The sequence below is a fragment of the Streptomyces sp. NPDC058985 genome (assembly GCF_042740985.1).
Lineage (GTDB): Bacteria > Actinomycetota > Actinomycetes > Streptomycetales > Streptomycetaceae > Streptomyces.
Window position 1 is genome coordinate 183,459 of record NZ_JBHYJX010000009.1, and the last position, 21,998, is coordinate 205,456.

A 21,998-nucleotide genomic window follows, 5' to 3' on the forward strand; every position below is an offset into this window, starting at 1 on the left:
TATTCAAATGCGAAGGGGGGCGCCGCCATGAGCGCGCTCACGGGCAGGACGGCTCTCGTCACGGGAGCGAGCAGGGGCATCGGACGCGGGATCGCCGAGCGGCTGGGGCGTGACGGCGCCCGGGTCGCGGTGCACTACGGGAGGAACGAGGGGGCGGCGAAGGACACGGCGGCCGCGATCGAGGCGGCGGGCGGCTCGGCGTTCACGATCGGGGCCGACCTGCGCTCCCCCGGGGCCGCCGAGGCGCTGTGGGAGGAGTTCGACCGGCACGCCGACGGACTGGACATCCTGGTGAACAACGCGGGGATCGGCAGCACGCATCCGATCGCGGAGATAGCGGAGGAGGAGTACGACGCGGTCTTCGCGGTCAATGTAAAGGCGCCGTTCTTCCTGCTCAAGCACGGCCTGGGTCGGCTGCGCGACGGAGGCCGGGTCATCAACGTCTCCTCGGGACTGGCCCGCACCGCCGTGATGCCGGACAACGTGGCCTACGCGATGACGAAGGGCGCGCTGGACGTGCTCTCGCGCGACCTCTCCAAGGTGCTGGGCGCCCGCGGCATCACGGTGAACTCGGTGGCTCCCGGCATCATCGACACGGACAACACGGCCGAGTTGCTGCACGGCAGCGCGGAGGGCTGGGACCGGGCGGCGGCTCTCTCCGCGCTGGGCGGGGTGGGGACGCCGTCGGAGGTGGCCGACGTGGTGGCGTTCCTCGCCTCGCACGAGGGCCGGTGGGTCACCGGAAGCTGGGTCGACGCGACGGGAGGTTCCCTGACCTGACACCCCCGTCCGCCTGACCGATTCGACGCGCCCGCGGGGACCTGCTCTGTTAGATTGGTCTAAACCACATAGCCAGTCCCGGACCCCGGGTGAGTCCTCTCTTCGAAACGGCAGGCCAGCGTGGAAGTTGTCATCGTTCCCGATGCCAAGGCGGGCGGCGAACTCATAGCCGAGGCCATGGCGCAGCTGCTCCGGCGCAAGCCCGACGCCCTGCTCGGGGTGGCCACCGGTTCCACGCCGCTACCCGTGTACGAGGCACTGGCGGCCAGGGTGCGCTCGGGCGCCGTGGACACCGCGCGGGCGCGGATCGCGCAGCTCGACGAGTACGTGGGGCTGCCGGCGGAGCACCCGGAGTCGTACCGCTCGGTGCTGCGGCGCGAGGTGCTCGAGCCACTCGGGATCGGCATGGACGCGTTCACCGGCCCCGACGGCACGGCCGCGGACGTCCAGGCGGCGTGCGAGGAGTACGACCGGGCGCTGAGCGGGGCCGGCGGGGTCGACCTCCAGCTGCTGGGCATCGGCACCGACGGACACATCGGCTTCAACGAACCGTGCTCCTCGCTGGCCTCCCGGACCAGGATCAAGACGCTCACCGAGCAGACCCGCGTCGACAACGCGCGCTTCTTCGACGGTGACATCGAGCAGGTGCCGCACCACGTGATCACCCAGGGCATCGGCACCATCCTGGAGGCGCGGCACGTGGTGCTGCTCGCCACCGGTGAGGGCAAGGCGGACGCCGTCGCCGCGAGCGTCGAGGGCCCGGTCGCGGCCGTGTGTCCGGCCTCCGCGCTGCAGCTGCACCCGCACGCCACGGTCGTCGTCGACGAGGCGGCCGCTTCCAAGCTGAAGCTCGCCGACTACTTCCGGCACACCTACGCCCACAAGCCGGACTGGCAGGGCATCTGACCGGTCCGGCAGCACCCGGCCACCACACCGCGGGTGGTCCGAGGGACGCGCGTAGGGCGCCGGCACCCCGCACGGGGGCCGGCGCCCTTGTCGTACCACCGGCGCCGGTTCCCGGCCGGAGGCCGACCGGGCCGCTGGCGGGGTGCGCGGGGTGGGGCCGTCACGGGGGTGCGAGGGTGTCGAGCCGGGCGGCGAGGCCGGGATGGGCGGCCAGGTGGGGGCGGGTGGCGGCCAAGGGGGCGATGAGGTCGGCGGGGTCGTCGTGGGCGAGGGCCGCGTGGAGCTCGCCGAGCGGGCGGCGGGCGGCAGGGGGAAGGTCGGTGAGTGCGGTGATCTGGCCGGCGAGGCGGCGCAGGTCTGCCGCGTTGCTGCGGGCCCAGGTGGCGACGGTCCGTTCGGCGGCCCGGGCCTGGCGGGTGGCCGTCACACGCTCTTCGCCGGTGGTTCCGGCGGGGCCGGGGCGGCCGCGCAGGTAGCGGCGCTCGGCGGCCTGGCGGCTGGCGACGCCGAGGGGGTGGGCGAGGTCGGCCCAGCTGGCTCCCGCGTCGCGGGCCGTTTCGATCAGGCCGGTCTCCCATCCGGCGAGCCGCTCGCGCACCTGACCCAGCAGCATCAGGGAGGCCAGCGCCTGCTCCGGCCCGGGACCGGGCGTGTCGGGAACGTCCTCGGCCGCTTGCTGGGCGTCGCGCAGGACGTTGTCAATGGCATCAAGAGCCGCCGCGGCGGCAAGGAACGACGCCGGGCTGTGGGCGTCGGTGCGGGACGGGGACGGCTGGTCGGCCGGGGTCACGGGCACCCCCTCGGGCTTGTCGTTGCTTGTCATTGCTTGTCATTGCGAGGATGACATCTCGTTTGTCATCCATTGGATGACATGCTACAACAGTGTCAGTGAAGCGCATTGGCAGCAACTGCCTGAACTGCTGGAGGTGTATTCACGATGTTGATGCGCACTGACCCCTTCCGTGAGCTGGACCGGCTGACGCAGCAGCTGATGGGTCCGGGCACCTGGTCGAGGCCGTCGGCGATGCCGATGGACGCCTACCGCGAGGGCCACGAGTATGTGGTGGCCTTCGACCTGCCCGGCGTCAGCGCGGACGCGATCGACATCAACGTCGAGCGGAACATGCTGACGGTCAAGGCCGAGCGCCGACCGGTGGCGAAGGCCGACGACGTGCAGATGGAACTCTCCGAGCGGCCGCTGGGCGTCTTCTCCCGCCAGATCGTGCTCGCCGACACGCTCGACACCGAGCACATCGAGGCCGACTACGACGCGGGCGTGCTCACCCTGCGCATCCCGATCGCCGAGCGCGCCAAGCCCCGCAAGATCTCCATCGGCGTCGGTTCCGGCCGCAAGGAGATCTCCGGCTGACACGGCCGGCGGTGCGGAGGACGGGCCCCCGATCTCCCCCCTCACCCGTCCTCCGCACCTTCTCGACCCGGAGCAGAGCACCGAACCGCTACCGGCGGAGCAGACCGCGACCTGGGCGCCGCCCCCGGCCCACCCGACTCACCCCTACCTCGGTGCCACACACCCGCCCCCCCCTCAACGAAAGGCATGCACCGCAGTGATCACCGACGTGCGCGTACCGTCCGAGCACCAGCAGCCGTACGGGACGGCGTACGAGCAGATGCTGGAGAAGGTCCGCTACGAAGGCGCCTACCCCACCCTCGAGAGAGCCGACGAAGCCGTCCGCCTGGTCCTCTCGGGGCTGGGACGCAGGCTGACCGGCGACGAACGCGTCGACCTGGCCGCCTGCCTGCCCCTGGAGGCCGCGCGGGTCCTGACCGCGCAGATCCCCGACACCCGGCCGCTGACCGGATGGGCCTTCGTCAAAGACCTCGCCGCCCGCTCCGGGGCCTCCCTGGCCACCACCCGCTGGGACACCGGCTCCGTCTTCGCCGCCGTCGCCGCCCACGCCGGCCCCGACCTCGTCACCCGCATCCTGCACCAGCTCCCCACCGGCTACGCGCTGCTGTTCGGCCGAGCCGAACTCAAGCGCGCCGCGTAGACCGGGAAGATTCTCCGAACCCCGATCGCTTCGCACACCCGGCGGGTGCCGTCAGATTCCGACGACCGCCTCCGCCGCCGCCCGGCCGCAGACGCGGGCCGCGCCGTAGGTGGCCAGGTGGAGGGAGCCGCGGGGTTCGGCCCGGGGGACGCCCATCTCGACGACGACCGTGTCGGGCCGGGCCGCCAGCAGGGTGTCGAGGGCCGCCGCCATCCAGGGATGGCGGTGCTCGTCGCGGACGACGGCGACGACGCGGCGGGCGCCCGCCGCGGCCAGCGCCTCGTGCCCGGCGTCGGGTCCGGTGAAGCTGCCGGTCTCCGTGCCCGGGAGCAGCCGGCGGAGTTCGGCGGCGACGCCCCAGGGGGTCTCGTCGCCGACCGCGATGTTCGCGACCGGGGTGAAGGCGGCCACGAACGGCGGCACCGTGAGCGGGCCGGAGCCCTCGGTCGCGGTGACGCGCAGGGCACGGCGGGCCGCGCGCAGGCCCACCTCCTCGTCCGGGGCACCGGCCGTACGGGCGTCCGGGCGGTTCGCCGCGGTCCAGCGGGACAGAGCGCGGACCCGGTCGGCCGCGTCGGCCAGCCGCTCCTCGGGCAGCTCGCCGGAGCGGACGGCCTCGACCAAGGCGTCGGACAGCCGCCGCACGGTGTCCTCGTCGCACAGGCCGCCGCCCACGCAGATCGCGTCGGCGCCCGCCGCGATGGCCAGGGCGCTGCCGCGTTCGATGCCGTAGGTGCCGGAGATGGCCCGCATCTCGATGCCGTCGGTCACGATGAGGCCGTCATAGCCCAGCTCGCCGCGGAGCAGGTCGGTCAGGATGCGGCGGGAGAGCGTGGCCGGACGGTCCGGGTCGAGGGCCGGGGCCAGGATGTGGGCGCTCATCACCGCTCGGCTGCCGGCGGCGATGGCCGCGCGGAACGGCACCAGGTCGCGTTCGGCCAGCACCGCCGCGTCCACGTCGATGCGCGGCACGGCGTGGTGGGAGTCGATGCCCGTGTCCCCGTGGCCCGGGAAGTGCTTGGTGCAGGTGGCCACGCCCGCTGACTGCATGCCGGTGACGTAGGCGGCGGTGTGCCGGGCGACCAGGTCGGTGGCGGCGCCGAAGGAGCGTACGCCGATGACCGGGTTGTCCGGGTTGGAGTTCACGTCGGCGGACGGCGCCCAGTTGAAGTTGACGCCGCAGTCCGCGAGCCGGCGGCCCAGTTCGGCGGCGACCTCGCGGGTGAGGCCCACGTCGTCCACCGCGCCGAGGGCGTGGTTGCCGGGGAAGGAGGAGCCGGTGCGCACCTCGAGGCGGGTGACGTCGCCGCCCTCCTCGTCGATGGCGACCAGCACGTCCTCGCGTTCGGCGCGGAGCTGCGCGGTCAGGGCCGCCACCTGGTCGGGCGTCTTGACGTTCCGCCCGAACAGGGCGACGGAGGCCAGCCCCTCCCCGAGGCGGCGCAGCAGCCAGTCGGGGGCGGTGGTGCCGGAGAAGCCGGGCTGGAGAACGGTGAGCGCGTTCTGCGTGAGTGTGTCGGTGCCGCTGGCGATGGTCGTCATCGGGTGGCGTTATCCCTTCACGGCGCCGGCGGTCAGGCCGCTGACGGCCTTGCGCTGGAGGAAGACGAAGAGGATCAGGATCGGGATGGCGAAGAGGGACGACGCGGCCATGGTCGCACCCCAGTCGTCGCCGAACTGGGTCTGGAAGCTGGACAGCCACAGCGGCAGCGTCTTGGCCTCGGTGTCCTTGTTGAGCACCAGGACCAGGGCGAACTCGTTCCACGCGGTGATGAACCCGAACAGCGAGGTGGACATCAGGCCCGGCGCGAGCAGCGGCAGGATGACCCGGCGGAACGCCTGGACGCGGGTGCAGCCGTCGACCATCGCGGACTCCTCCAGCTCCTTGGGCACCGCGGCGACGAAGCCGCGCAGCGTCAGGATGGTGAAGGGCAGGATCATCATCATGTAGAAGAGCGTGAGCGGCACGAGGCTGTTCAGCATCGACGCGTCCCGCACGATCATGTACATCGCGATGACCATGACTTCCCAGGGCGCCATCTGGGCCAGCATGAAGCCGATGATGAAGCCGCGCCGCCCCTTGAACCGCATCCGCGCCAGGGCGAAGGACCCGGCCAGCGCGATGACCAGCGAGAAGACCACCGCGCAGATCGTCACCGTGAGCGAGTTGGTGACGTACGTCCAGAAGTGGTCGGCGCCCGTCGCGGTCTCGAAGTGGTCGAAGGTGATGTCGGTCGGGAACCAGACCGGGTTGTCGGCGAGGATGTCGCCCCGCGGCTTGAGGGCCGTGGCGAACATCCAGTACACGGGGAAGACGAAGCCGATGAACAGGACGACCGCCGTGGCGTTGGGCCAGACGCGGCCGAAGAGCGAGCGCTTCACAGCTCGTCCTCCTCTTGCTTGAGCACGATCCTGAGGTAGTAGGCGGTCAGGCCGAGCAGGATCAGGATGGTCAGGACGGCGATCGCCGCGCCCATGCCGTAGTGCTGGTTGCCGACGCCCTCGACGTAGGCGTACACGGGCAGGATCTCGGTGAGCCGGTCCGGGCCGCCCTCGTTGAAGGTGTACACCTGCACGAACGCCTTGAAGACCCAGATGATCTCCAGGAAGGTCGTGGCGTAGAGGAAGGGGCGCAGGAACGGCATGGTGACCGTGGTGAAGCTCCGCCAGACGCCGGCGCCGTCGAGGGACGCGGCCTCGTAGAGCTCGCCCGGGATGGTGGTGGTCGCCGCGTACAGGTTGATGGCGACGAACGGGATGGACATCCACACGATCAGCAGGGTGACAACGAAGAACGTCGACATCTGGCTGCTGGTCCAGCTGTAGTCGGCCATGGAGTGCCAGCCGAGCTTGTCCAGGACCCAGTTGACGACGCCGTAGCGGGTGGCGAAGAGCCACTGGTAGACGGTGGTGGCGGCGACCACGGGCATCGCCCAGGCCAGCACCAGGCCGATCAGCAGGGTGAACCGCATCCGCCTGCCGAGGCGGGCGAGCAGCAGGCCGATCAGAGTGCCGAGCACCATGATCAGGGCGACGTTGGCCGCGGTGAAGAGGATCGAGCGGAGGGTGACCCGCCAGAACTGCTCGCTGGTGAGGGTCTCCTTGTAGTTCTCGACGCCGTTCCACTCGGTGACGTGCTGGATCAGCTGCGCCATGTTGAGGTTCTGGAAGGACAGCAGGACGTCCTTCAGCAGCGGCCAGCCGAGCAGCAGCACGGAGGCCGCGACGGCGGGCAGCAGCAACAGGTACGGGGCGAGGGCGCCGGCGCGCGACGCGGCTCTCGTTCTCGGTCCGCCGGATCCCCCGCCGTCCGCCTTGCGGACGTCCGCCGGGCCCGAGGGCGGCCGTTCGGTCTGCACGGTCATGCTCGCGTTCTCTCTTCTCGACCTGTGTACGTCGACCCGCGTACGGTCGCCGGGGCGGGAGCCGTCACCGGCCACCCGCCCCGGCACACCCGGTGCTACTGCTGCTGCGACAGGCGCTTGTTGAACTCTTCCTCGACCTGCTTGGCCGCCTCGGCGGTGCTCTTGCCGTTGAGCACGGCGGTCATGTAGGTCTTGATCGGGTTGGGCGCGTTCTCGACCGCGGCCCACTCCGGGATCAGCGGCGTGGTGCCACCGCCCTCGGCGGCCGGCGCGGCGGCCTCGGCGGCGGCGTTGCCCTTCAGGTTGGACTGGAGCGCGTCCTTGTTCGGGATGACGCCGTTGGCCTTGGCCAGCGCGCCCTCGAACTCGTCGGAGAGCGTGACCTTCAGGAACTCCTTGGCCAGCTCCTGCTTCTTGCTGCCCGCGGCGACGGCCAGGTTGGAACCGCCGAGGAAGACGCCCTCGGGCTTGGCGGCCGTCTCACCCGGGATGGTGAAGTAGCCGAGGTCCTTCTCGATCGCCGGGTTGGTCTCGATCGCGATGCCGGCTTCCCAGCCCATGCCGATGAAGGCGCCGGTCTTGCCCTTGGCGAAGACCTCACCCTGCTGCGGGGTGGCCTCGTCCTTGTCCTTGGGCGCCTTGGAGAGGGACTGGAACTTCTTGTACGTCTCCATGGCCGCGGCGACCTTCGGGTCGGCCAGGTTGGAGACGTACTTGTCGCCGTCCTTCTTGACCAGTTCGGCGCCCTCGCCGATCGCGAGGCCGACGAAGTGGTACCAGTTCTGGCCCGGCAGGTAGATGGGCTCGGCGTCGGTCTTCTCACCGATCGTCTTGAGGTCGGCGTAGAACTCGTCGCGGGTCTTGGGCAGTTCCTTGATGCCCGCGTCCGCCCAGACCTTCTTGTTGTAGACCACCACGCGGTTGACCACGAACCACGGGGCGGCGTACTGCTTGCCGTCGAAGACGGCGGACTCGTTCAGGGACTCGGACCAGTCCGCGCCGATCGAGCTCTTCAGGTCGGCCAGGTCGGCGAGACCACCGGTCTTCGCATAGGCCGGCGTCTGGGTGTTGCCGATCTCGAAGACGTCCGGCGGGTTCTCCTCGGACAGGGCGGTCGTCAGCTTCTGCTGAATACCGTTCCACGTCTGGACCTCGAACTTGACCTTCGCCTTCGTCTTCTTCTCGAAGGCGGCCGCCACGTCCTTCTGCCACTGGTCCGGCGAGGACCCGTCCATCACCCACACGGTGAGCGTCTCACCGGCGTAGCCGTCCGCCCCGGCCTTCTTGCCGTCGTCGCCGCTGTCGCCCCCGCACGCCGCGATCGAGACCATCATGCCCGCGATACCGATCGCGGCTATCAGCTTGCGCTTCACGCCACCCTCCTCAGGGATGCCACAAAACCCCCCTGCCTCCCCGCGGTTGCTCGTCGACGCGGACCGCCCATGGGGCCGGGACCTGGACCAATGGTGTAGACCAGTACGGGGAGCTTGGCCCAGACCAATAGGGCTGTCAAGGGTGTGCAACCACGCTCCCCGCGTCCGTGATGCGACCGAGATATGCAGGGACCTTTCATTGCGCAAGCCCCAGATCGGGCGGACCGGGACCGGGTGTACCACCACCCGCCGAACGACGTGCCGGTACGGTCCCGAACGCGCGTACCAGCGACGTCCGACCCGACTGTGGACTAGACCAAGGGGGGTCCCGGGGGTATACAGAAGGGATCACGGAGCGTGCGGGGCCATCCCGGCACGAAGCCGTGCCACGATGTGAGCCGTGACCGACAGGAATGCCGGTCACTTCGGCACCCGGAGCCGGGAAGGCAGAGCATGAGCACCGACGTCAGCAGTGCGGAGAACGAGGGTGGGGCGACCGTCCGTACCGCGCGCGTGCCCAAGTACTACCGTCTGAAGAAGCATCTGCTCGACATGACCCGGACACAGACACCGGGCACGCCGGTCCCGCCGGAGCGCACCCTGGCCGCCGAGTTCGACACCTCGCGCACCACCGTGCGCCAGGCCCTCCAGGAGCTGGTGGTGGAGGGGCGCCTGGAGCGCATCCAGGGCAAGGGCACCTTCGTCGCCAAGCCCAAGGTGTCGCAGGCGCTGCAACTCACCTCCTACACCGAGGACATGCGGGCCCAGGGCCTCGAACCCACCTCGCAGCTGCTGGACATCGGCTACATCACCGCCGACGACCGGCTCGCCGGCCTGCTGGACATCACGGCCGGCGGACGGGTGCTGCGCATCGAGCGGCTGCGCATGGCCAACGGCGAGCCGATGGCCATCGAGACCACCCACCTCTCGGCGAAGCGCTTCCCCGCGCTGCGCCGGTCCCTGGTGAAGTACACGTCCCTGTACACCGCGCTCGCCGAGGTGTACGACGTCCATCTCGCCGAGGCCGAGGAGACCATCGAGACCTCGCTGGCCACCCCGCGCGAGGCCGGCCTGCTCGGCACCGACGTGGGCCTGCCGATGCTGATGCTCTCCCGGCACTCCCAGGACCGCACCGGTCAGCCGGTGGAGTGGGTGCGGTCGGTGTACCGGGGCGACCGCTACAAGTTCGTGGCCCGCCTGAAGCGCCCCCAGGACTAGGGGGTGCCGTTTGGATCTCGCCGGGGTCGCGGGGTCTGGCACGCACATCTGCGGCGTTGTCGTCGGTTGCCAGGGCTCCGCCCTGTCGCCCTCCTCCGCCTTGCAGCTGCACGCGCCAGACCCCGCTCGGGCCGGTTGCAAGGCGCCGTTGCCCGGAGCCGGCCAGATCCAAACGGCACTCCCTAGCACAAACCGGGCAGAACATACCGCTCCCGACCGCGAAGTTGCAGTTCAGGACCGATATGCGGACGAGGGCTTCCGCTGTCCTGACGCCGTCACCTACATTTCGTGCGCACTGCACGAGGTGATCAGCGAGGGGACGGAGCCACCGCATGTCACAAGCCCCGGAAGTGAGCAGAGGCCCGGTGGTGACGCCTGTGCGCGTCGTCATCGGCCTCTGCCTAGTCGCACCGTTCGTCGCCATGCTCTGGGTCGGTTCGTACGCGAAGACGGACCCGACCTTCATCGGCATACCGTTCTTCTACTGGTACCAGATGGCGTGGGTACTCATCTCCACCGTGCTCACGGTGATCGCGTACCAGCTGTGGCAGCGTGACCAGCGCGCCCGCCGGGAAGGCGGGGCCAAATGAACGACGGCGTGAACGGCGTCGCGCTCGGCGTCTTCATCTTCTTCTTCGTCCTCGTCACCGCCATGGGCTTCCTGGCCGCCCGCTGGCGCCGGGCCGCGAACGAGCACAGCCTCGACGAGTGGGGCCTCGGCGGCCGGTCGTTCGGCACCTGGGTCACCTGGTTCCTGCTGGGCGGCGACCTGTACACCGCGTACACCTTCGTGGCCGTCCCGGCGGCGATCTACGCGGCGGGCGCGGCAGGCTTCTTCGCGGTGCCGTACACGATCCTGGTCTACCCGCTGATCTTCACCTTCCTGCCGCGCCTGTGGTCGGTCTCCCACAAGCACGGATACGTGACGACCTCGGACTTCGTGCGCGGCCGGTTCGGCTCGAAGGGCCTGTCGCTGGCGGTCGCCGTCACCGGCATCCTCGCGACGATGCCGTACATCGCGCTCCAGCTGGTCGGCATCCAGGCCGTGCTCGACGTGATGGGCGTCGGCGGCGGCGAGGACACCAACTGGTTCATCAAGGACCTGCCGCTGCTGATCGCCTTCGGTGTGCTGGCCGCGTACACCTACTCGTCGGGGCTGCGCGCGCCCGCGCTGATCGCGTTCGTCAAGGACACGCTGATCTACATCGTGATCGCGGTGGCGATCATCTACATCCCGATCAAGCTGGGCGGCTTCGACGACATCTTCGCCGCGGCCGGCGACAAGTTCACCGAATCGGGCAAGGGCGGCCTGGTGCCGGACCACGGCGGCCAGTGGACGTACGCCACCCTGGCCCTCGGCTCGGCGCTGGCGCTGTTCATGTACCCGCACTCGATCACCGCGACGCTGTCCTCGCGCAGCCGTGAGGTGATCCGGCGCAACACCACGATCCTGCCCCTGTACTCGCTGATGCTGGGTCTGCTCGCGCTGCTGGGCTTCATGGCGATCGCGGCGGGCGTCAAGGTGGAGAACGGGCAGCTGGCGATCCCGCAGCTGTTCGAGAACATGTTCCCGGACTGGTTCGCGGGCGTGGCCTTCGCGGCCATCGGCATCGGCGCGCTGGTGCCGGCGGCGATCATGTCGATCGCGGCGGCGAATCTCTTCACCCGCAACATCTACAAGGACTTCATCAAGCCGGACGCCACGCCGGCCCAGGAGACCAAGGTCTCCAAGCTGGTGTCGCTGCTGGTGAAGGTGGGTGCGCTGGTCTTCGTCCTGGGCATGGACAAGACGGTCGCGATCAACTTCCAGCTGCTCGGCGGCATCTGGATCCTGCAGACCTTCCCGGCGCTGGTCGGCGGCCTGTTCACCCGCTGGTTCCACCGCTGGGCGCTGCTCGGCGGCTGGGCGGTCGGCATGGTCTACGGCACGGTCGCCGCCTACGGCGTGGCCTCGCCGACGCAGAAGCACTTCGGCGGCTCCTCCGAGGAGATCCCCGGCATCGGCGAGATCGGCTACATCGGTCTCACCGCCTTCGTGCTGAACATCCTGGTCACCGTGGTCCTGACCTTCGTCCTGCGGGCGGTCAAGGCGCCCGACGGCGTCGACGAGACCAAGCCGAGCGACTACACGGCGGACGCGGGCGACCCGGGCGTCGAGGTCGAACTGCCGCCGGCCACGGCGGGCACCTCGCACTAGGTCCTTCCTGGAGGTCCTTCCCCACAGGTCCTTCTTCCGCAGCGGGCCGTCGGAGAAATCCGGCGGCCCGTTGTCGTACCCGTCGGGCACACTCGGGGTCATGGACTTCGTGATACGGCGGGCGGCGGCCGAGGAGTACGACACCCTCGGCGAGATCACCGCACAGGCCTACCTGCGCGACGGCCTCCTCGACTTCGGGGAGGACGACGCGTACCTGCACGAGCTGCGCGCCGTGGGCAAGCGGGCGGCGGCCGCCGAGGTGCTGGTCGCCGCGGCGGACGGCGGGGTGCTCGGCGGCGTGACCTTCGTGCCCTCCGGCGGGCCCATGGCGGACATCGCCCGGCCCGGTGAGGCCGAGATACGCATGCTCGCCGTCGCCCGCGAGGCACGCGGACGCGGGGCCGGCGAGGCGCTCGTGCGGGCCTGCGTCGACCGCGCAAGGTCCGTGGAGGGCTGCGCGCGCGTCGTGCTGTCCACCCAGGCCACCATGCGCACCGCCCACCGCCTCTACGCGCGCCTGGGCTTCACCCGCACCCCGGACCGCGACTGGAACCCCTTGCCGGAGCTGGACGACATCACTCTCCTCACCTACGAACTGACGCTCTGACACCACCCCGACACGCTGGCGGACACAACATCTGGGGGTGCTGGCGGAGCCCGGCACAAGATGTATGCTCGTGCTCGCTGTCGCCGCAGGGGAATCCGGTGTGAATCCGGAACTGTCCCGCAACGGTGTACATGCGTGCATCCGTACGTTCTCGGACGTACGTGCACGCGTGTCTCAGTCCGAGGACCTGCCGACAGTGCGCCCGGCCTCCCGGCCCGGGTGCCATGACGTCCGGGCCTCGTGGAGTGGGCCGGTGGACGCGACGCCGCGTGCGCTCGTGTGCTGCCCCCTGCCCTCCGCCAGGCCCCGTGCCGAGCGAGGGAGTGCCCCCACGTGACCATCGCGCCAGCCGATCCGGCCGCAGCGACCCCGGTGACGACTTCAGCGATGCCGGTGACCGAGGAGTCCGACGGACCCGGTGCCGCCCTGCTGCGGACCCTGACCGCGCTGACCGCCGACCTCCCCGACGCCGACCCCGGCCGGGTCGCCGCCGCCGCGCTGCGCGGCCGCTCCGCCCACGCGGACGAGGCCGAGCTGCGGGAGCTGGCCACGGAGGCGGCGGCCGGTCTCATCTCCGAGGACCCGGTCTACTCCCGCCTGGCCGCCCGGCTGCTGACCATCGGCATCCGCGCGGAGGCCGCTTCCCAGGGCGTCACGTCCTTCACCGAGTCGGTCGCCACCGGCCACCGCGAGGGCCTGATCGCCGACCGCACCGCCGAGTTCGTACGGCAGCACGCGGACCGGCTGGACGCGACGATCGACCGGGCCGCCGACGACCGCTTCGGCTACTTCGGGCTGCGCACCCTGCACAGCCGCTACCTGCTGCGGCACCCGATCACCCGCAAGGTCGTCGAGACGCCCCAGCACTTCATGCTGCGGGTCGCCGCCGGCCTCGCCGAGGACGACACCGCCCGCTCCGTGGACGAGGTCAGCGCGCTCTACGGCCTGATGAGCCGCCTCGACTACCTGCCCTCCTCCCCCACCCTGTTCAACTCGGGCACCCGGCACGCCCAGATGTCGTCCTGTTACCTTCTCGACTCCCCCAAGGACGAGCTGGACTCCCTCTACGACCGCCTGCACCAGGTCGCCCGCCTCTCCAAGCACGCCGGCGGCATCGGCATCGCCTACTCCCGCGTCCGCTCCCGGGGTTCGCTGATCCGCGGCACCAACGGGCACTCCAACGGCATCGTCCCGTTCCTCAAGACGCTGGACGCCTCGGTGGCGGCCGTGAACCAGGGCGGCCGGCGCAAGGGCGCGGCGGCGGTCTACCTGGAGACCTGGCACGCGGACATCGAGGAGTTCCTGGAGCTGCGGGACAACACCGGCGAGGACGCCCGCCGCACGCACAACCTGAACCTGGCGCACTGGATCCCGGACGAGTTCATGCGCCGCGTGGACGCCGACGGCCAGTGGTCGCTGTTCTCGCCCGCCGACGTGCCCGAGCTGACCGACCTGTACGGCGCCGAGTTCGACGCGGCCTACCGCGCGGCCGAGGCCGCCGGGCTCGCCCGCAGGACCCTGCCCGCCCGTGAGCTGTACGGCCGCATGATGCGCACCCTCGCGCAGACCGGCAACGGCTGGATGACCTTCAAGGACACCGCCAACCGCACCGCCAACCAGACGGCCGAGCCGGGCAACGTCATCCACTCCTCCAACCTCTGCACGGAGATCCTGGAGGTCACGGACGACGGCGAGACCGCGGTCTGCAACCTGGGCTCGGTCAACCTCGGCGCCTTCGTCGACGTGGCGAAGGGCGACATCGACTGGGAGCGGCTGGACGCCACCGTCCGCACCGCGGTCACCTTCCTGGACCGGGTCGTCGACATCAACTTCTACCCGACCGAGCAGGCGGGTCGCTCCAACGCCCGCTGGCGCCCGGTGGGCCTCGGCGCGATGGGCCTGCAGGACGTCTTCTTCCAGCTCCGTCTGCCCTTCGACTCGCCCGAGGCGAAGGCCCTGTCCAGCCGCATCGCCGAGCGGATCATGCTCGCCGCGTACGAGACGTCCACCGACCTCGCCGAGCGCAACGGCCCGCTGCCGGCCTGGGAGAAGACCCGTACCGCCCGCGGCGTGCTCCACCCCGACCACTACGGCGTCGAGACCACCTGGCCGGAGCGCTGGGCGGCGCTGCGCGAGCGCATGGCCACCACCGGGCTGCGCAACTCCCTGCTGCTCGCCATCGCGCCGACCGCCACCATCGCCTCCATCGCGGGCGTCTACGAGTGCATCGAGCCGCAGGTGTCCAACCTGTTCAAGCGCGAGACGCTGTCCGGCGAGTTCCTCCAGGTCAACTCGTACCTGGTGAACGACCTCAAGCGGCTCGGCGTGTGGGACGCCCGCACCCGCGAGGCGCTGCGCGAGGCCAACGGCTCGGTCCAGGAGTTCAGCTGGATCCCCGCGGACGTCCGCGCGCTGTACCGCACCGCCTGGGAGATCCCGCAGCGCGGCCTGATCGACATGGCCGCCGCCCGCACCCCGTACCTCGACCAGGCCCAGTCGCTGAACCTGTTCCTGGAGACGCCGACCATCGGGAAGCTCTCCTCGATGTACGCGTACGCCTGGAAGCAGGGCCTGAAGACCACCTACTACCTGCGTTCGCGCCCGGCGACGAGGATCGCCCGCGCCGCCGGCCGGGCCACCGTCCCCGCCCAGGCCGCCCCGGACCCCGAGGCGGTCGCCTGCTCCCTGGAAAACCCCGAGTCCTGCGAGGCCTGCCAGTAATGACCGAGAACACCAAGAACCTGCTCGACCCGGGCTTCGAACTGACCCTGCGCCCCATGCGCTACCCCGACTTCTACGAGCGCTACCGGGACGCCATCAAGAACACCTGGCACGTCGAGGAGGTCGACCTCCACTCGGACGTCGCCGACCTCGCGAAGCTCAGCCCCGAGGAGCAGCACCTGATCGGCCGGCTGGTGGCCTTCTTCGCCACCGGTGACTCGATCGTGGCGAACAACCTGGTGCTGACCCTCTACAAGCACATCAACTCCCCCGAGGCGCGCCTGTACCTGTCGCGGCAGCTGTTCGAGGAGGCCGTCCACGTCCAGTTCTATCTGACGCTGCTGGACACCTACCTGCCCGACCCGGAGGACCGCAACGCCGCCTTCGCGGCCGTGGAGAACATCCCCTCCATCCGCGAGAAGGCCGAGTTCTGCTTCAGGTGGATGGACTCGGTCGAGTCGATCGACCGCCTGGAGAACCAGGCCGACCGCCGCCGTTTCCTGCTGAACCTCATCTGCTTCGCCGCCTGCATCGAGGGACTGTTCTTCTACGGCGCCTTCGCGTACGTCTACTGGTTCCGCAGCCGGGGTCTGCTGCACGGTCTGGCCACCGGCACCAACTGGGTGTTCCGGGACGAGACGATGCACATGTCCTTCGCCTTCGACGTGGTCGACACCGTGCGCAAGGAGGAGCCGGAGCTGTTCGACGAGCGGCTCGAGCAGCAGGTCACCGACATGCTGCGGGAGGCCGTCGAGGCCGAGCTGCAGTTCGCGCGCGACCTGTGCGGTGACGGCCTCCCGGGCATGAACACCGACTCGATGCGGGAGTACCTGGAGTGCGTCGCCGACCAGCGTCTGACGCGCCTCGGCTTCGCCCCCGTGTACGGCTCGGAGAACCCCTTCTCCTTCATGGAGCTGCAGGGCGTTCAGGAGCTGACCAACTTCTTCGAGCGGCGTCCCTCGGCGTACCAGGTGGCGGTGGAGGGCACCGTCGACCTGGACGAGGACTTCTGAGTCCGAGCGGTCTCCCTTTCTCCCCGGTTCTCCTGGGCCTCCCTGAGCTGACGGTCGATGCGCCGGTCGCGCACGATGCCGATCACCGAGGGGAGGACCATGAGGACCAGGAGTCCGAAGGTCACGAGCATTCCGATCAGGGCTTCGATCTCGTTTCCGTTCATGACACCACTGTCGCGCCGGATACTCCTTACCGGGAGTGGCAGGACTGCCGTAGGGCCTCGATTTCCTGCCACTTTGGGTGCACACTGGGAACATGCTCGAAAACGTGGCCGCCGTCCTGCTCGACGGTGTGCATCCCTTCGAACTCGGCGTGGTCTGCGAGGTCTTCGGCATCGACCGGAGCGACGAGGGGCTGCCGGGGTACGACTTCGCGGTGGTCTCCGCGGAGGGCCCCTCGCTCGGCACCCACGTCGGCGGACTGACCGTGTCCACGCCGTACGGCCTCGACCGGCTGGCCGAGGCCGACCTGATCGCCGTGCCGGCGGGCAGCGACTTCGTCCGCCGGCAGTATCCGCCCGAGCTGCTCGACGCCCTGCGGCAGGCGGTGGACCGGGGCGCGCGCGTGCTGAGCGTCTGCTCCGGGGTCTTCGTACTGGGCGCCGCCGGGCTGCTGGACGGGCGGCGGTGCGCGGTGCACTGGCGCCACGCGGCCGAGCTGAGCCGCCAGTACCCGCGGGCCGTGGTGGCGCCCGACGTGCTCTACGTCGACGAGGAACCGGTGATCACCTCCGCCGGGACCGCCGCCGGGATCGACGCCTGCCTGCACATCGTGCGCAAGGAACAGGGTCCCGAGGTCGCCAACCGGATCGCCCGGCGCATGGTGGTGCCGCCGCACCGGGACGGCGGGCAGGCGCAGTACATCGAACGCCCGCTGCCGCGCTCCTCCTGCGACACCGTCGGCGAGGTGCTGGCCTGGATGGAGCAGCACCTCGACGAGGAGGTCACCGTCGAACAGCTCGCGGCCCGGGCGCACATGTCCCCGCGCACCTTCGCCCGCCGTTTCCAGCAGGAGACGGGCACGACTCCCTACCGCTGGATCCTGCGCCAGCGCGTACTGCTGGCCCAGCGGCTCCTCGAGGCGACGGACGAGACGATGGACACGATCGCCTGGCGCACCGGTTTCGGTACGGCGGCGGCCCTCAGGCACCAGTTCGTCAGGGCCCTGGGCACCACGCCGCACGCCTACCGGCGCGCCTTCCGGGGCCCGGAGGCCGCCGCCTGAGCGTCACCGAGCCACCGGCCGGACCCGCAGGTCGTGCGGTCGCAGGGTGATGCCGACCCGGACGGCGTCGTTCGAGCCCGCCACCTGCTCGAAGCGGTACTTCGTGGCGAGCGCGGCCGTGATCAGCGTCAGCTGTGCCATGGAGAAGTGGTCGCTGGGGCACTTGCGATTGCCGACGCTGAACGGCTTCATGGCGTATTTCGGCACATTCCGAGCACGCTCCGGAAGCCAGCGGTCCGGGTCGAACTCCAGGTTGTCGGCGTACGACTTCGCATCGCGCTGGATTGCGTACGGACTGTAGATGATGTCCGAACCGGCCGGAATGCGATAGCCACCGAGTTCGGTCTCGGCCACCGAGCGGCGGGTCAATACCCATACGGCCGGGCGCAAACGCATGGCTTCCACGATGACATTGCCGGTGTGCGTGAGCTTGCGGACGTCCCTGAATGTCACGGGGCGTCCGCCGGTCACCGCTTCGACTTCGTCGTGTATGCGGTCGGCATGTTCCGGGTGGTCGGCAAGTGCCTGCAGCAACCACATGATCGTGGAGGCGATGGTTTCACTGCCCGGGGTGAGTATCGCGACGACCTGGTCGTGGATCTCCTGTTCCCCGATCGGGTCGCCATTGTCGTCCTTCGCCTCCAGCAATGCCGTGAGCAAATCGTCCGGCTTTTGACCGGACGCGCGGCGCTCGGCGATGATCTCGTCCACCAGCAGATGCAGATCGGCCAACGCGTTGTTGAATTTGCGGTTGGCCGGAAGCGGCAGCCGGTAGAGCGGTCCGAGCGGGACGACCATGCGCCGGTACATGCCCCGGAAGACGGTGGCGAGCGCGACGCACAGCCGCTCGGCGCGCTCGTCCATGTACTGCCCGCGCAGCAGGCAGCGGGCCGCGACGCGCACCGCCACCCGGAAGGACTCGGAGGTCGCGTCGACGGTCCGGCCCGCCCGCCAGCGCTCGGTCAGCGCGTGCGCCTCCTCCTCCATGATCGGCCCGTACGCGGGGATCGCGTCGAGTTTGAAGGCCGGCTGGATGGTGCGCCGCTGGCGCCGGTGGAGCGGGCCGTTGGCGGTGGCCACGCCCTCCTTGCCGAGCAGGCCCTCCAGCGACTCCCACAGCGGACCGGCTATGTGGTAGTCAGGGCTCAGCGCGAGGGCGCCGGTGAGTTCGGGGGCGGTGACCGCGTAGACGGTCTTGGGGCCCAACCTGATGCGCACGATGTCGCCGTGGTCGCGCAGCTGGGACATGTAGGCCAGCGGGTCGCGGGCCAGCCGCCAGCCGTGGCCGAGCAGGGGTACGCCGCCACCCGCGAAGGGCGGCTCGCGCAGCTCCGGCGCCGCTTCCGCGCGGGTCTCGGGGTTGACGGACTCGACGGTCATTTCTCACCTGCCGCTTCGTTGTTGACGTACGGGGGCGTGGACCGGTCGTCCCAGCTGTCGACCATGTACCGGCCGGACTCGTGATGGAACCAGTAGACGGAACTGAACCAGTTCCGCATATTGCCGACGTTGGTCCGCACGGCGCCGCTCAGTTCCTTTCCGCGTACGGTTCCGTCGGCCAGCGAGTCGGCGAACCGTAACGCCTCCTGCTCCACCGCGAGGAATTCGGTGATGGATTCCTCGACGCGTCGCCTGACTTCCACAATGGCCTCTTCCAGGGTGAGCCCCTGATGCGTGATGAGGCTGATGCCGAGATTGTGAACCTCGTCGCCCGCGATTTCCTTGGGCAGGGAGCACAGGTCGTTGTACCAGGCCGCGAATTCCTGACTCAGGAGCGCCGCCCTGCGATAGGCCGGGTGTTTCCGTACCGCGTCCGGCAGCTCGCAGCCTGCGCTCGGCTCAAGCAGGTCGGTCCAGATCCAGTGGGCGAAGGTGAGCCGGCGCAGTTCGAGATACTCCTCGACTCCGGGCACGATTCCGCGGGTGCGGTTGTGGAATTCCCGGTCGTACGCCTCGATCACCGCGTGGAAGTGCCGGGCGAACCGGGCGTTCCAGGTCGTCGGCAGGAAGGCGTACAGGCGCCGCACACTGTCGGCGAACCCGGCCACCAGGGTGTCCTCGTGGTGCAGGTGTTCCCCGGGTGAGTCGAGTGCCGTGTGCAGCAGGTCGCGCAGTCGCCGCCAGGCGCCGGCCCGGCCGTGGACGATGTCCCGGTCGTGCCGGTCGTCCCAGACGAAGAACCACGCGCTGTAGTCCGCTATCGCCTGCAGGACCGGCTCGGGGGCACCCAGGTAGTACCCCGCCATGAGGTCCGTGTAGCACAGGCCGTCGGCATATTCCTCGACCTTGTCCGCCGGCATGAGCCGTTTTTCGAGCAGCCAGGTACGCGTCTTCTCCTGGAGCCTCGGCCAATACGGGTGCAGTTGCCGGGGAAATGCCGCCTCGATCACCGGGAGACGAAGCGATGACGGTACTGCGATCGCGGTCGGTGTCGCTGTGGTGCCATGTGGGAAAGCATGCACGGACAAACCCCTCTCAGCCGCCGGTGGCGCACCCCTCTCGCTGAGCGGGGCGTGCGCCGTTGCGAATCCCCGCACTTCCCATTCAGCACCACAACTGACCGTTCTGGGAACGGATTTGCTCCATTCACTACCCCCAGATGCCTGAATTCTCCTGTTGTGTGGCAGGTTTCGGCAGACGAACGGCGCCCGCCCGGGGGAGACCCGAACAGGCGCCGTGCGCAAGGGAGAGGTGTGACGGGTGGGGCGGTATCAGTCGTTCGCGACCACGGGGTAACGCGGCTCGTTCTCGGCCATCTGCCGCAGCGCGTCCTTGCGTTCACGCTTGGAGAGCCGGTCGATGTACAGGTATCCGTACAGATGATCCGTCTCGTGCTGCAAACACCGTGCGAAGTAGCCGGTGCCCCGCACCTTGACCGGGTTGCCCTTCTCGTCCTGCCCGGTCACCTCGGCGTAGTCGGGGCGGGCCAGCGGCGCGTAGGCGGTCGGCACGGAGAGGCAGCCCTCGTTGCTGTCGTCCAGGCGGCGCCGGTCGGCGGGCAGTTCGACGAGGACCGGGTTGCAGACCACGCCGACGTGGCGGACGCCCTCGTCGTCGGGGCAGTCGTAGACGAAGACCTTCTGGGGGACGCCGATCTGGTTGGCGGCCAGGCCCACACCCTCGGCGGTGCGCTGGCTGGCGAACATGTCCGCCACCAGCTGCTGGAACCCCTCGCCGAAGTCGGTGACGTCCGCGCACTCCGTGTGCAGCACCGGATTGCCGACCACCGTGATCGGACGCGAGGCGCCCCGCTCACGCCAGGCCGCCTCGCGCTCCTCGCAGTCCTCGGTGTCGACGACGAAGCCCTCGTCGTCCACGGGGAGCACGCCCACGTGCTGCTGATCGGTGTCCTGCTGGGCCATGACCGACGTATGCCTTCCTGGATGAACCTGGCTGAATGCTTGATACAGGGTACGGTGACGCGCCCTTTCAGGGGCGCGGGACGGTGTCCATGTGCGGCTCCGCCGCGTGGGCGCGACCAGCCACGACGGACCGGCCGACGAAGAACGACCTCAGCAGACCTCTTCCAGATCCCGCCAATCCCGAGAATCAGGACTGTCCGCGACCCACCCGTCCAGCAACCCCTTCACCAGCGCAGCCGGCGCAGCCACCCCGCACTCCCGCTCCGGCACCCACAGCTGCCCGTCCGTACGGTGCCCGAGGGGCCCGGGATGTCCCGGTTCGCTGTGGTCGTGCGGGTCGAGGTGCTCGCCCTCGCCTTCGTCGGACGGCATCCGGGACTCCGAGCACATCCGGCACAGCAGCCGGACCGAGGACGACCAGTCCTCGGCGGCGAATCCGGCGTCGGCCGCCAGCTGCTCCAGCGCGTCCCGGTCGGACTCGGTGGCCGCCTCCAGGAGGACGACCCAGGTGGGCACGGGCGACGGCGCCCACAGCTCGATCTCGTCGAAGACCGGGTAGGAGTGCCCGGCCGCGGTGGACCGCTCTCCGTGCGGCACCCCGTCGTGCAGGACGACCTCGCCCCAGCGCCGCCCGGACGACGGCAGCGGGATGGACAGCACCTCCACGCGGGCGGGGTCCAGGCGCCGCCCCCACACGACCTCGGCCTCCCCCTCGGGGGACAGTCGTACGGCCGCGCTGCCGAGTTCCATGCCGAGCGGCTCACCGGCGTCCGTCGCGTCCCCGGGGGTGCGCAGTCCGTACGCCTGCCAGGCCCGGCGGGCCAGCGGCCAGTCCTGCAGGGCGGTCGCCGCGATGCCGACGTTCCACCAGTCGGGGGCGCCGGTGTCCCGGTCGAGGAGCGCGACGGCCCGCAGCCCGGCCGCCCTGGCCTGCTCCCAGTCGTGCCGGAACTTGTGCAGCAGGGCGAGGTTGAACCACGACTCCGACAGCCAGGGTTCCAGGTCGGCGGCCCGCGTCAGCAGCGCCCCCGCGTCCTCGTAGCGACCGTCGCCGATCAGCGTGAACGCGCGGTCGGTGGCCTGCCGCCAGGAGGCGGAGGGCCGGTGCCGTGCCTTGCCGAAGATCCTCACCATTCCCGCCTGCCAGTTCCGTTCTGTGGGCTGGCTGTGCCTTTCGCGCCCCCGGACACCCTTTCCTGCGCATCAAACCACGTACGGCTGG

21 protein-coding genes and 1 riboswitch are annotated in these 21,998 nt (G+C 70.0%); of the genes, 11 read left to right on the plus strand and 10 right to left on the minus strand.

Annotated features, from left to right (window positions below; all coding sequences use genetic code 11):
* Positions 1-27 precede the first annotated feature (27 nt).
* Positions 28-780: an SDR family NAD(P)-dependent oxidoreductase gene (locus ACFW01_RS11460; RefSeq protein WP_384503115.1), complete on the plus strand. Its 753-nt coding sequence runs from the start codon at positions 28-30 to the stop codon at positions 778-780.
* A 120-nt stretch (positions 781-900) separates the two neighbouring features.
* A complete protein-coding gene (gene nagB / locus ACFW01_RS11465) occupies positions 901-1,686 on the plus strand; it encodes a glucosamine-6-phosphate deaminase (protein WP_234954764.1) in 786 nt (261 codons plus the stop codon).
* Positions 1,687-1,846: 160 nt separating this feature from the next.
* Here nagB and ACFW01_RS11470 read toward each other — a convergent pair whose 3' ends face one another.
* The gene (locus ACFW01_RS11470; protein WP_234955404.1) at positions 1,847-2,476 is read right to left on the minus strand and encodes a type III effector protein; all 630 of its coding nucleotides are present in this window, start codon (positions 2,474-2,476) and stop codon (positions 1,847-1,849) included.
* Between the two features lie 147 nt (positions 2,477-2,623).
* Here ACFW01_RS11470 and ACFW01_RS11475 point away from each other — a divergent pair, with 147 nt between their 5' ends.
* Both ACFW01_RS11475 and ACFW01_RS11480 read left to right on the plus strand, forming a co-directional pair.
* The gene (locus tag ACFW01_RS11475; RefSeq protein ID WP_234954766.1) at positions 2,624-3,055 is read left to right on the plus strand and encodes an Hsp20/alpha crystallin family protein; all 432 of its coding nucleotides are present in this window, start codon (positions 2,624-2,626) and stop codon (positions 3,053-3,055) included.
* A 196-nt stretch (positions 3,056-3,251) separates the two neighbouring features.
* Positions 3,252-3,695 carry a DUF2267 domain-containing protein gene (locus ACFW01_RS11480; protein ID WP_234954768.1) on the plus strand — a complete coding sequence of 148 codons (444 nt, stop codon included), beginning with the start codon at positions 3,252-3,254 and terminating at the stop codon, positions 3,693-3,695.
* 51 nt (positions 3,696-3,746) lie between these two features.
* Here the strand turns inward: ACFW01_RS11480 and ACFW01_RS11485 are convergent, their stop codons facing one another.
* The 4 genes from ACFW01_RS11485 to ACFW01_RS11500 form a co-directional block, all read right to left on the minus strand.
* A complete protein-coding gene (locus ACFW01_RS11485) occupies positions 3,747-5,237 on the minus strand; it encodes a glycoside hydrolase family 3 protein (protein WP_384503118.1) in 1,491 nt (496 codons plus the stop codon).
* Between the two features lie 9 nt (positions 5,238-5,246).
* A complete protein-coding gene (locus tag ACFW01_RS11490) occupies positions 5,247-6,077 on the minus strand; it encodes a carbohydrate ABC transporter permease (RefSeq protein WP_234954772.1) in 831 nt (276 codons plus the stop codon).
* On the minus strand, positions 6,074-7,060 hold the full coding sequence (locus ACFW01_RS11495; protein WP_064729764.1) for a carbohydrate ABC transporter permease: 987 nt from the start codon (positions 7,058-7,060) through the stop codon (positions 6,074-6,076). The genes ACFW01_RS11490 and ACFW01_RS11495 overlap by 4 nt, the downstream gene beginning before the upstream one ends.
* Before the next feature lie 95 nt (positions 7,061-7,155).
* A complete protein-coding gene (locus ACFW01_RS11500) occupies positions 7,156-8,433 on the minus strand; it encodes an extracellular solute-binding protein (RefSeq protein ID WP_384503121.1) in 1,278 nt (425 codons plus the stop codon).
* Between the two features lie 453 nt (positions 8,434-8,886).
* Here ACFW01_RS11500 and ACFW01_RS11505 point away from each other — a divergent pair, with 453 nt between their 5' ends.
* The 6 genes from ACFW01_RS11505 to ACFW01_RS11530 all read left to right on the plus strand — a co-directional run bounded on the left by ACFW01_RS11505 (position 8,887) and on the right by ACFW01_RS11530 (position 16,189).
* Positions 8,887-9,651 carry a GntR family transcriptional regulator gene (locus ACFW01_RS11505; protein ID WP_003973740.1) on the plus strand — a complete coding sequence of 255 codons (765 nt, stop codon included), beginning with the start codon at positions 8,887-8,889 and terminating at the stop codon, positions 9,649-9,651.
* Between the two features lie 332 nt (positions 9,652-9,983).
* Positions 9,984-10,241 carry a DUF3311 domain-containing protein gene (locus tag ACFW01_RS11510; RefSeq protein ID WP_234954777.1) on the plus strand — a complete coding sequence of 86 codons (258 nt, stop codon included), beginning with the start codon at positions 9,984-9,986 and terminating at the stop codon, positions 10,239-10,241.
* Complete coding sequence (mctP, locus tag ACFW01_RS11515) at positions 10,238-11,848, plus strand: monocarboxylate uptake permease MctP (protein ID WP_234954779.1); 1,611 nt, start codon at positions 10,238-10,240, stop codon at positions 11,846-11,848. The genes ACFW01_RS11510 and mctP overlap by 4 nt, the downstream gene beginning before the upstream one ends.
* 100 nt (positions 11,849-11,948) lie before the next feature.
* Entirely contained in the window at positions 11,949-12,455 is a 507-nt protein-coding gene (locus tag ACFW01_RS11520) for a GNAT family N-acetyltransferase (protein ID WP_234954781.1), read from the plus strand.
* Positions 12,456-12,502: 47 nt separating this feature from the next.
* A riboswitch (cobalamin riboswitch) is annotated at positions 12,503-12,665 on the plus strand.
* A 123-nt stretch (positions 12,666-12,788) separates the two neighbouring features.
* A complete protein-coding gene (locus ACFW01_RS11525; protein ID WP_384503124.1) occupies positions 12,789-15,176 on the plus strand; it encodes a ribonucleoside-diphosphate reductase subunit alpha in 2,388 nt (795 codons plus the stop codon).
* Positions 15,176-16,189 carry a ribonucleotide-diphosphate reductase subunit beta gene (locus tag ACFW01_RS11530; RefSeq protein WP_125491935.1) on the plus strand — a complete coding sequence of 338 codons (1,014 nt, stop codon included), beginning with the start codon at positions 15,176-15,178 and terminating at the stop codon, positions 16,187-16,189. The genes ACFW01_RS11525 and ACFW01_RS11530 overlap by 1 nt, the downstream gene beginning before the upstream one ends.
* Here ACFW01_RS11530 and ACFW01_RS11535 read toward each other — a convergent pair.
* Positions 16,102-16,353: a hypothetical protein gene (locus ACFW01_RS11535; RefSeq protein ID WP_234954783.1), complete on the minus strand. Its 252-nt coding sequence runs from the start codon at positions 16,351-16,353 to the stop codon at positions 16,102-16,104. The genes ACFW01_RS11530 and ACFW01_RS11535 overlap by 88 nt on opposite strands.
* 92 nt (positions 16,354-16,445) lie before the next feature.
* Here ACFW01_RS11535 and ACFW01_RS11540 point away from each other — a divergent pair, with 92 nt between their 5' ends.
* Positions 16,446-17,414, plus strand: a complete 969-nt coding sequence (locus ACFW01_RS11540; RefSeq protein WP_234954784.1) for a helix-turn-helix domain-containing protein — start codon at positions 16,446-16,448, stop codon at positions 17,412-17,414.
* A gap of 3 nt (positions 17,415-17,417) precedes the next feature.
* Here ACFW01_RS11540 and ACFW01_RS11545 read toward each other — a convergent pair whose 3' ends face one another.
* The 4 genes from ACFW01_RS11545 to ACFW01_RS11560 form a co-directional block, all read right to left on the minus strand.
* Positions 17,418-18,794: a cytochrome P450 gene (locus ACFW01_RS11545; RefSeq protein ID WP_384503127.1), complete on the minus strand. Its 1,377-nt coding sequence runs from the start codon at positions 18,792-18,794 to the stop codon at positions 17,418-17,420.
* Positions 18,791-19,876: an epi-isozizaene synthase gene (gene cyc1, locus ACFW01_RS11550; protein WP_384503129.1), complete on the minus strand. Its 1,086-nt coding sequence runs from the start codon at positions 19,874-19,876 to the stop codon at positions 18,791-18,793. The genes ACFW01_RS11545 and cyc1 overlap by 4 nt, the downstream gene beginning before the upstream one ends.
* A 249-nt stretch (positions 19,877-20,125) precedes the next feature.
* Positions 20,126-20,776 (minus strand): peptide deformylase, encoded by a 651-nt coding sequence (gene def, locus ACFW01_RS11555; RefSeq protein ID WP_384503131.1) that lies wholly within the window; start codon positions 20,774-20,776, stop codon positions 20,126-20,128.
* A gap of 150 nt (positions 20,777-20,926) precedes the next feature.
* Positions 20,927-21,907 (minus strand): hypothetical protein, encoded by a 981-nt coding sequence (locus tag ACFW01_RS11560; protein WP_122616143.1) that lies wholly within the window; start codon positions 21,905-21,907, stop codon positions 20,927-20,929.
* Positions 21,908-21,998 lie beyond the last annotated feature (91 nt).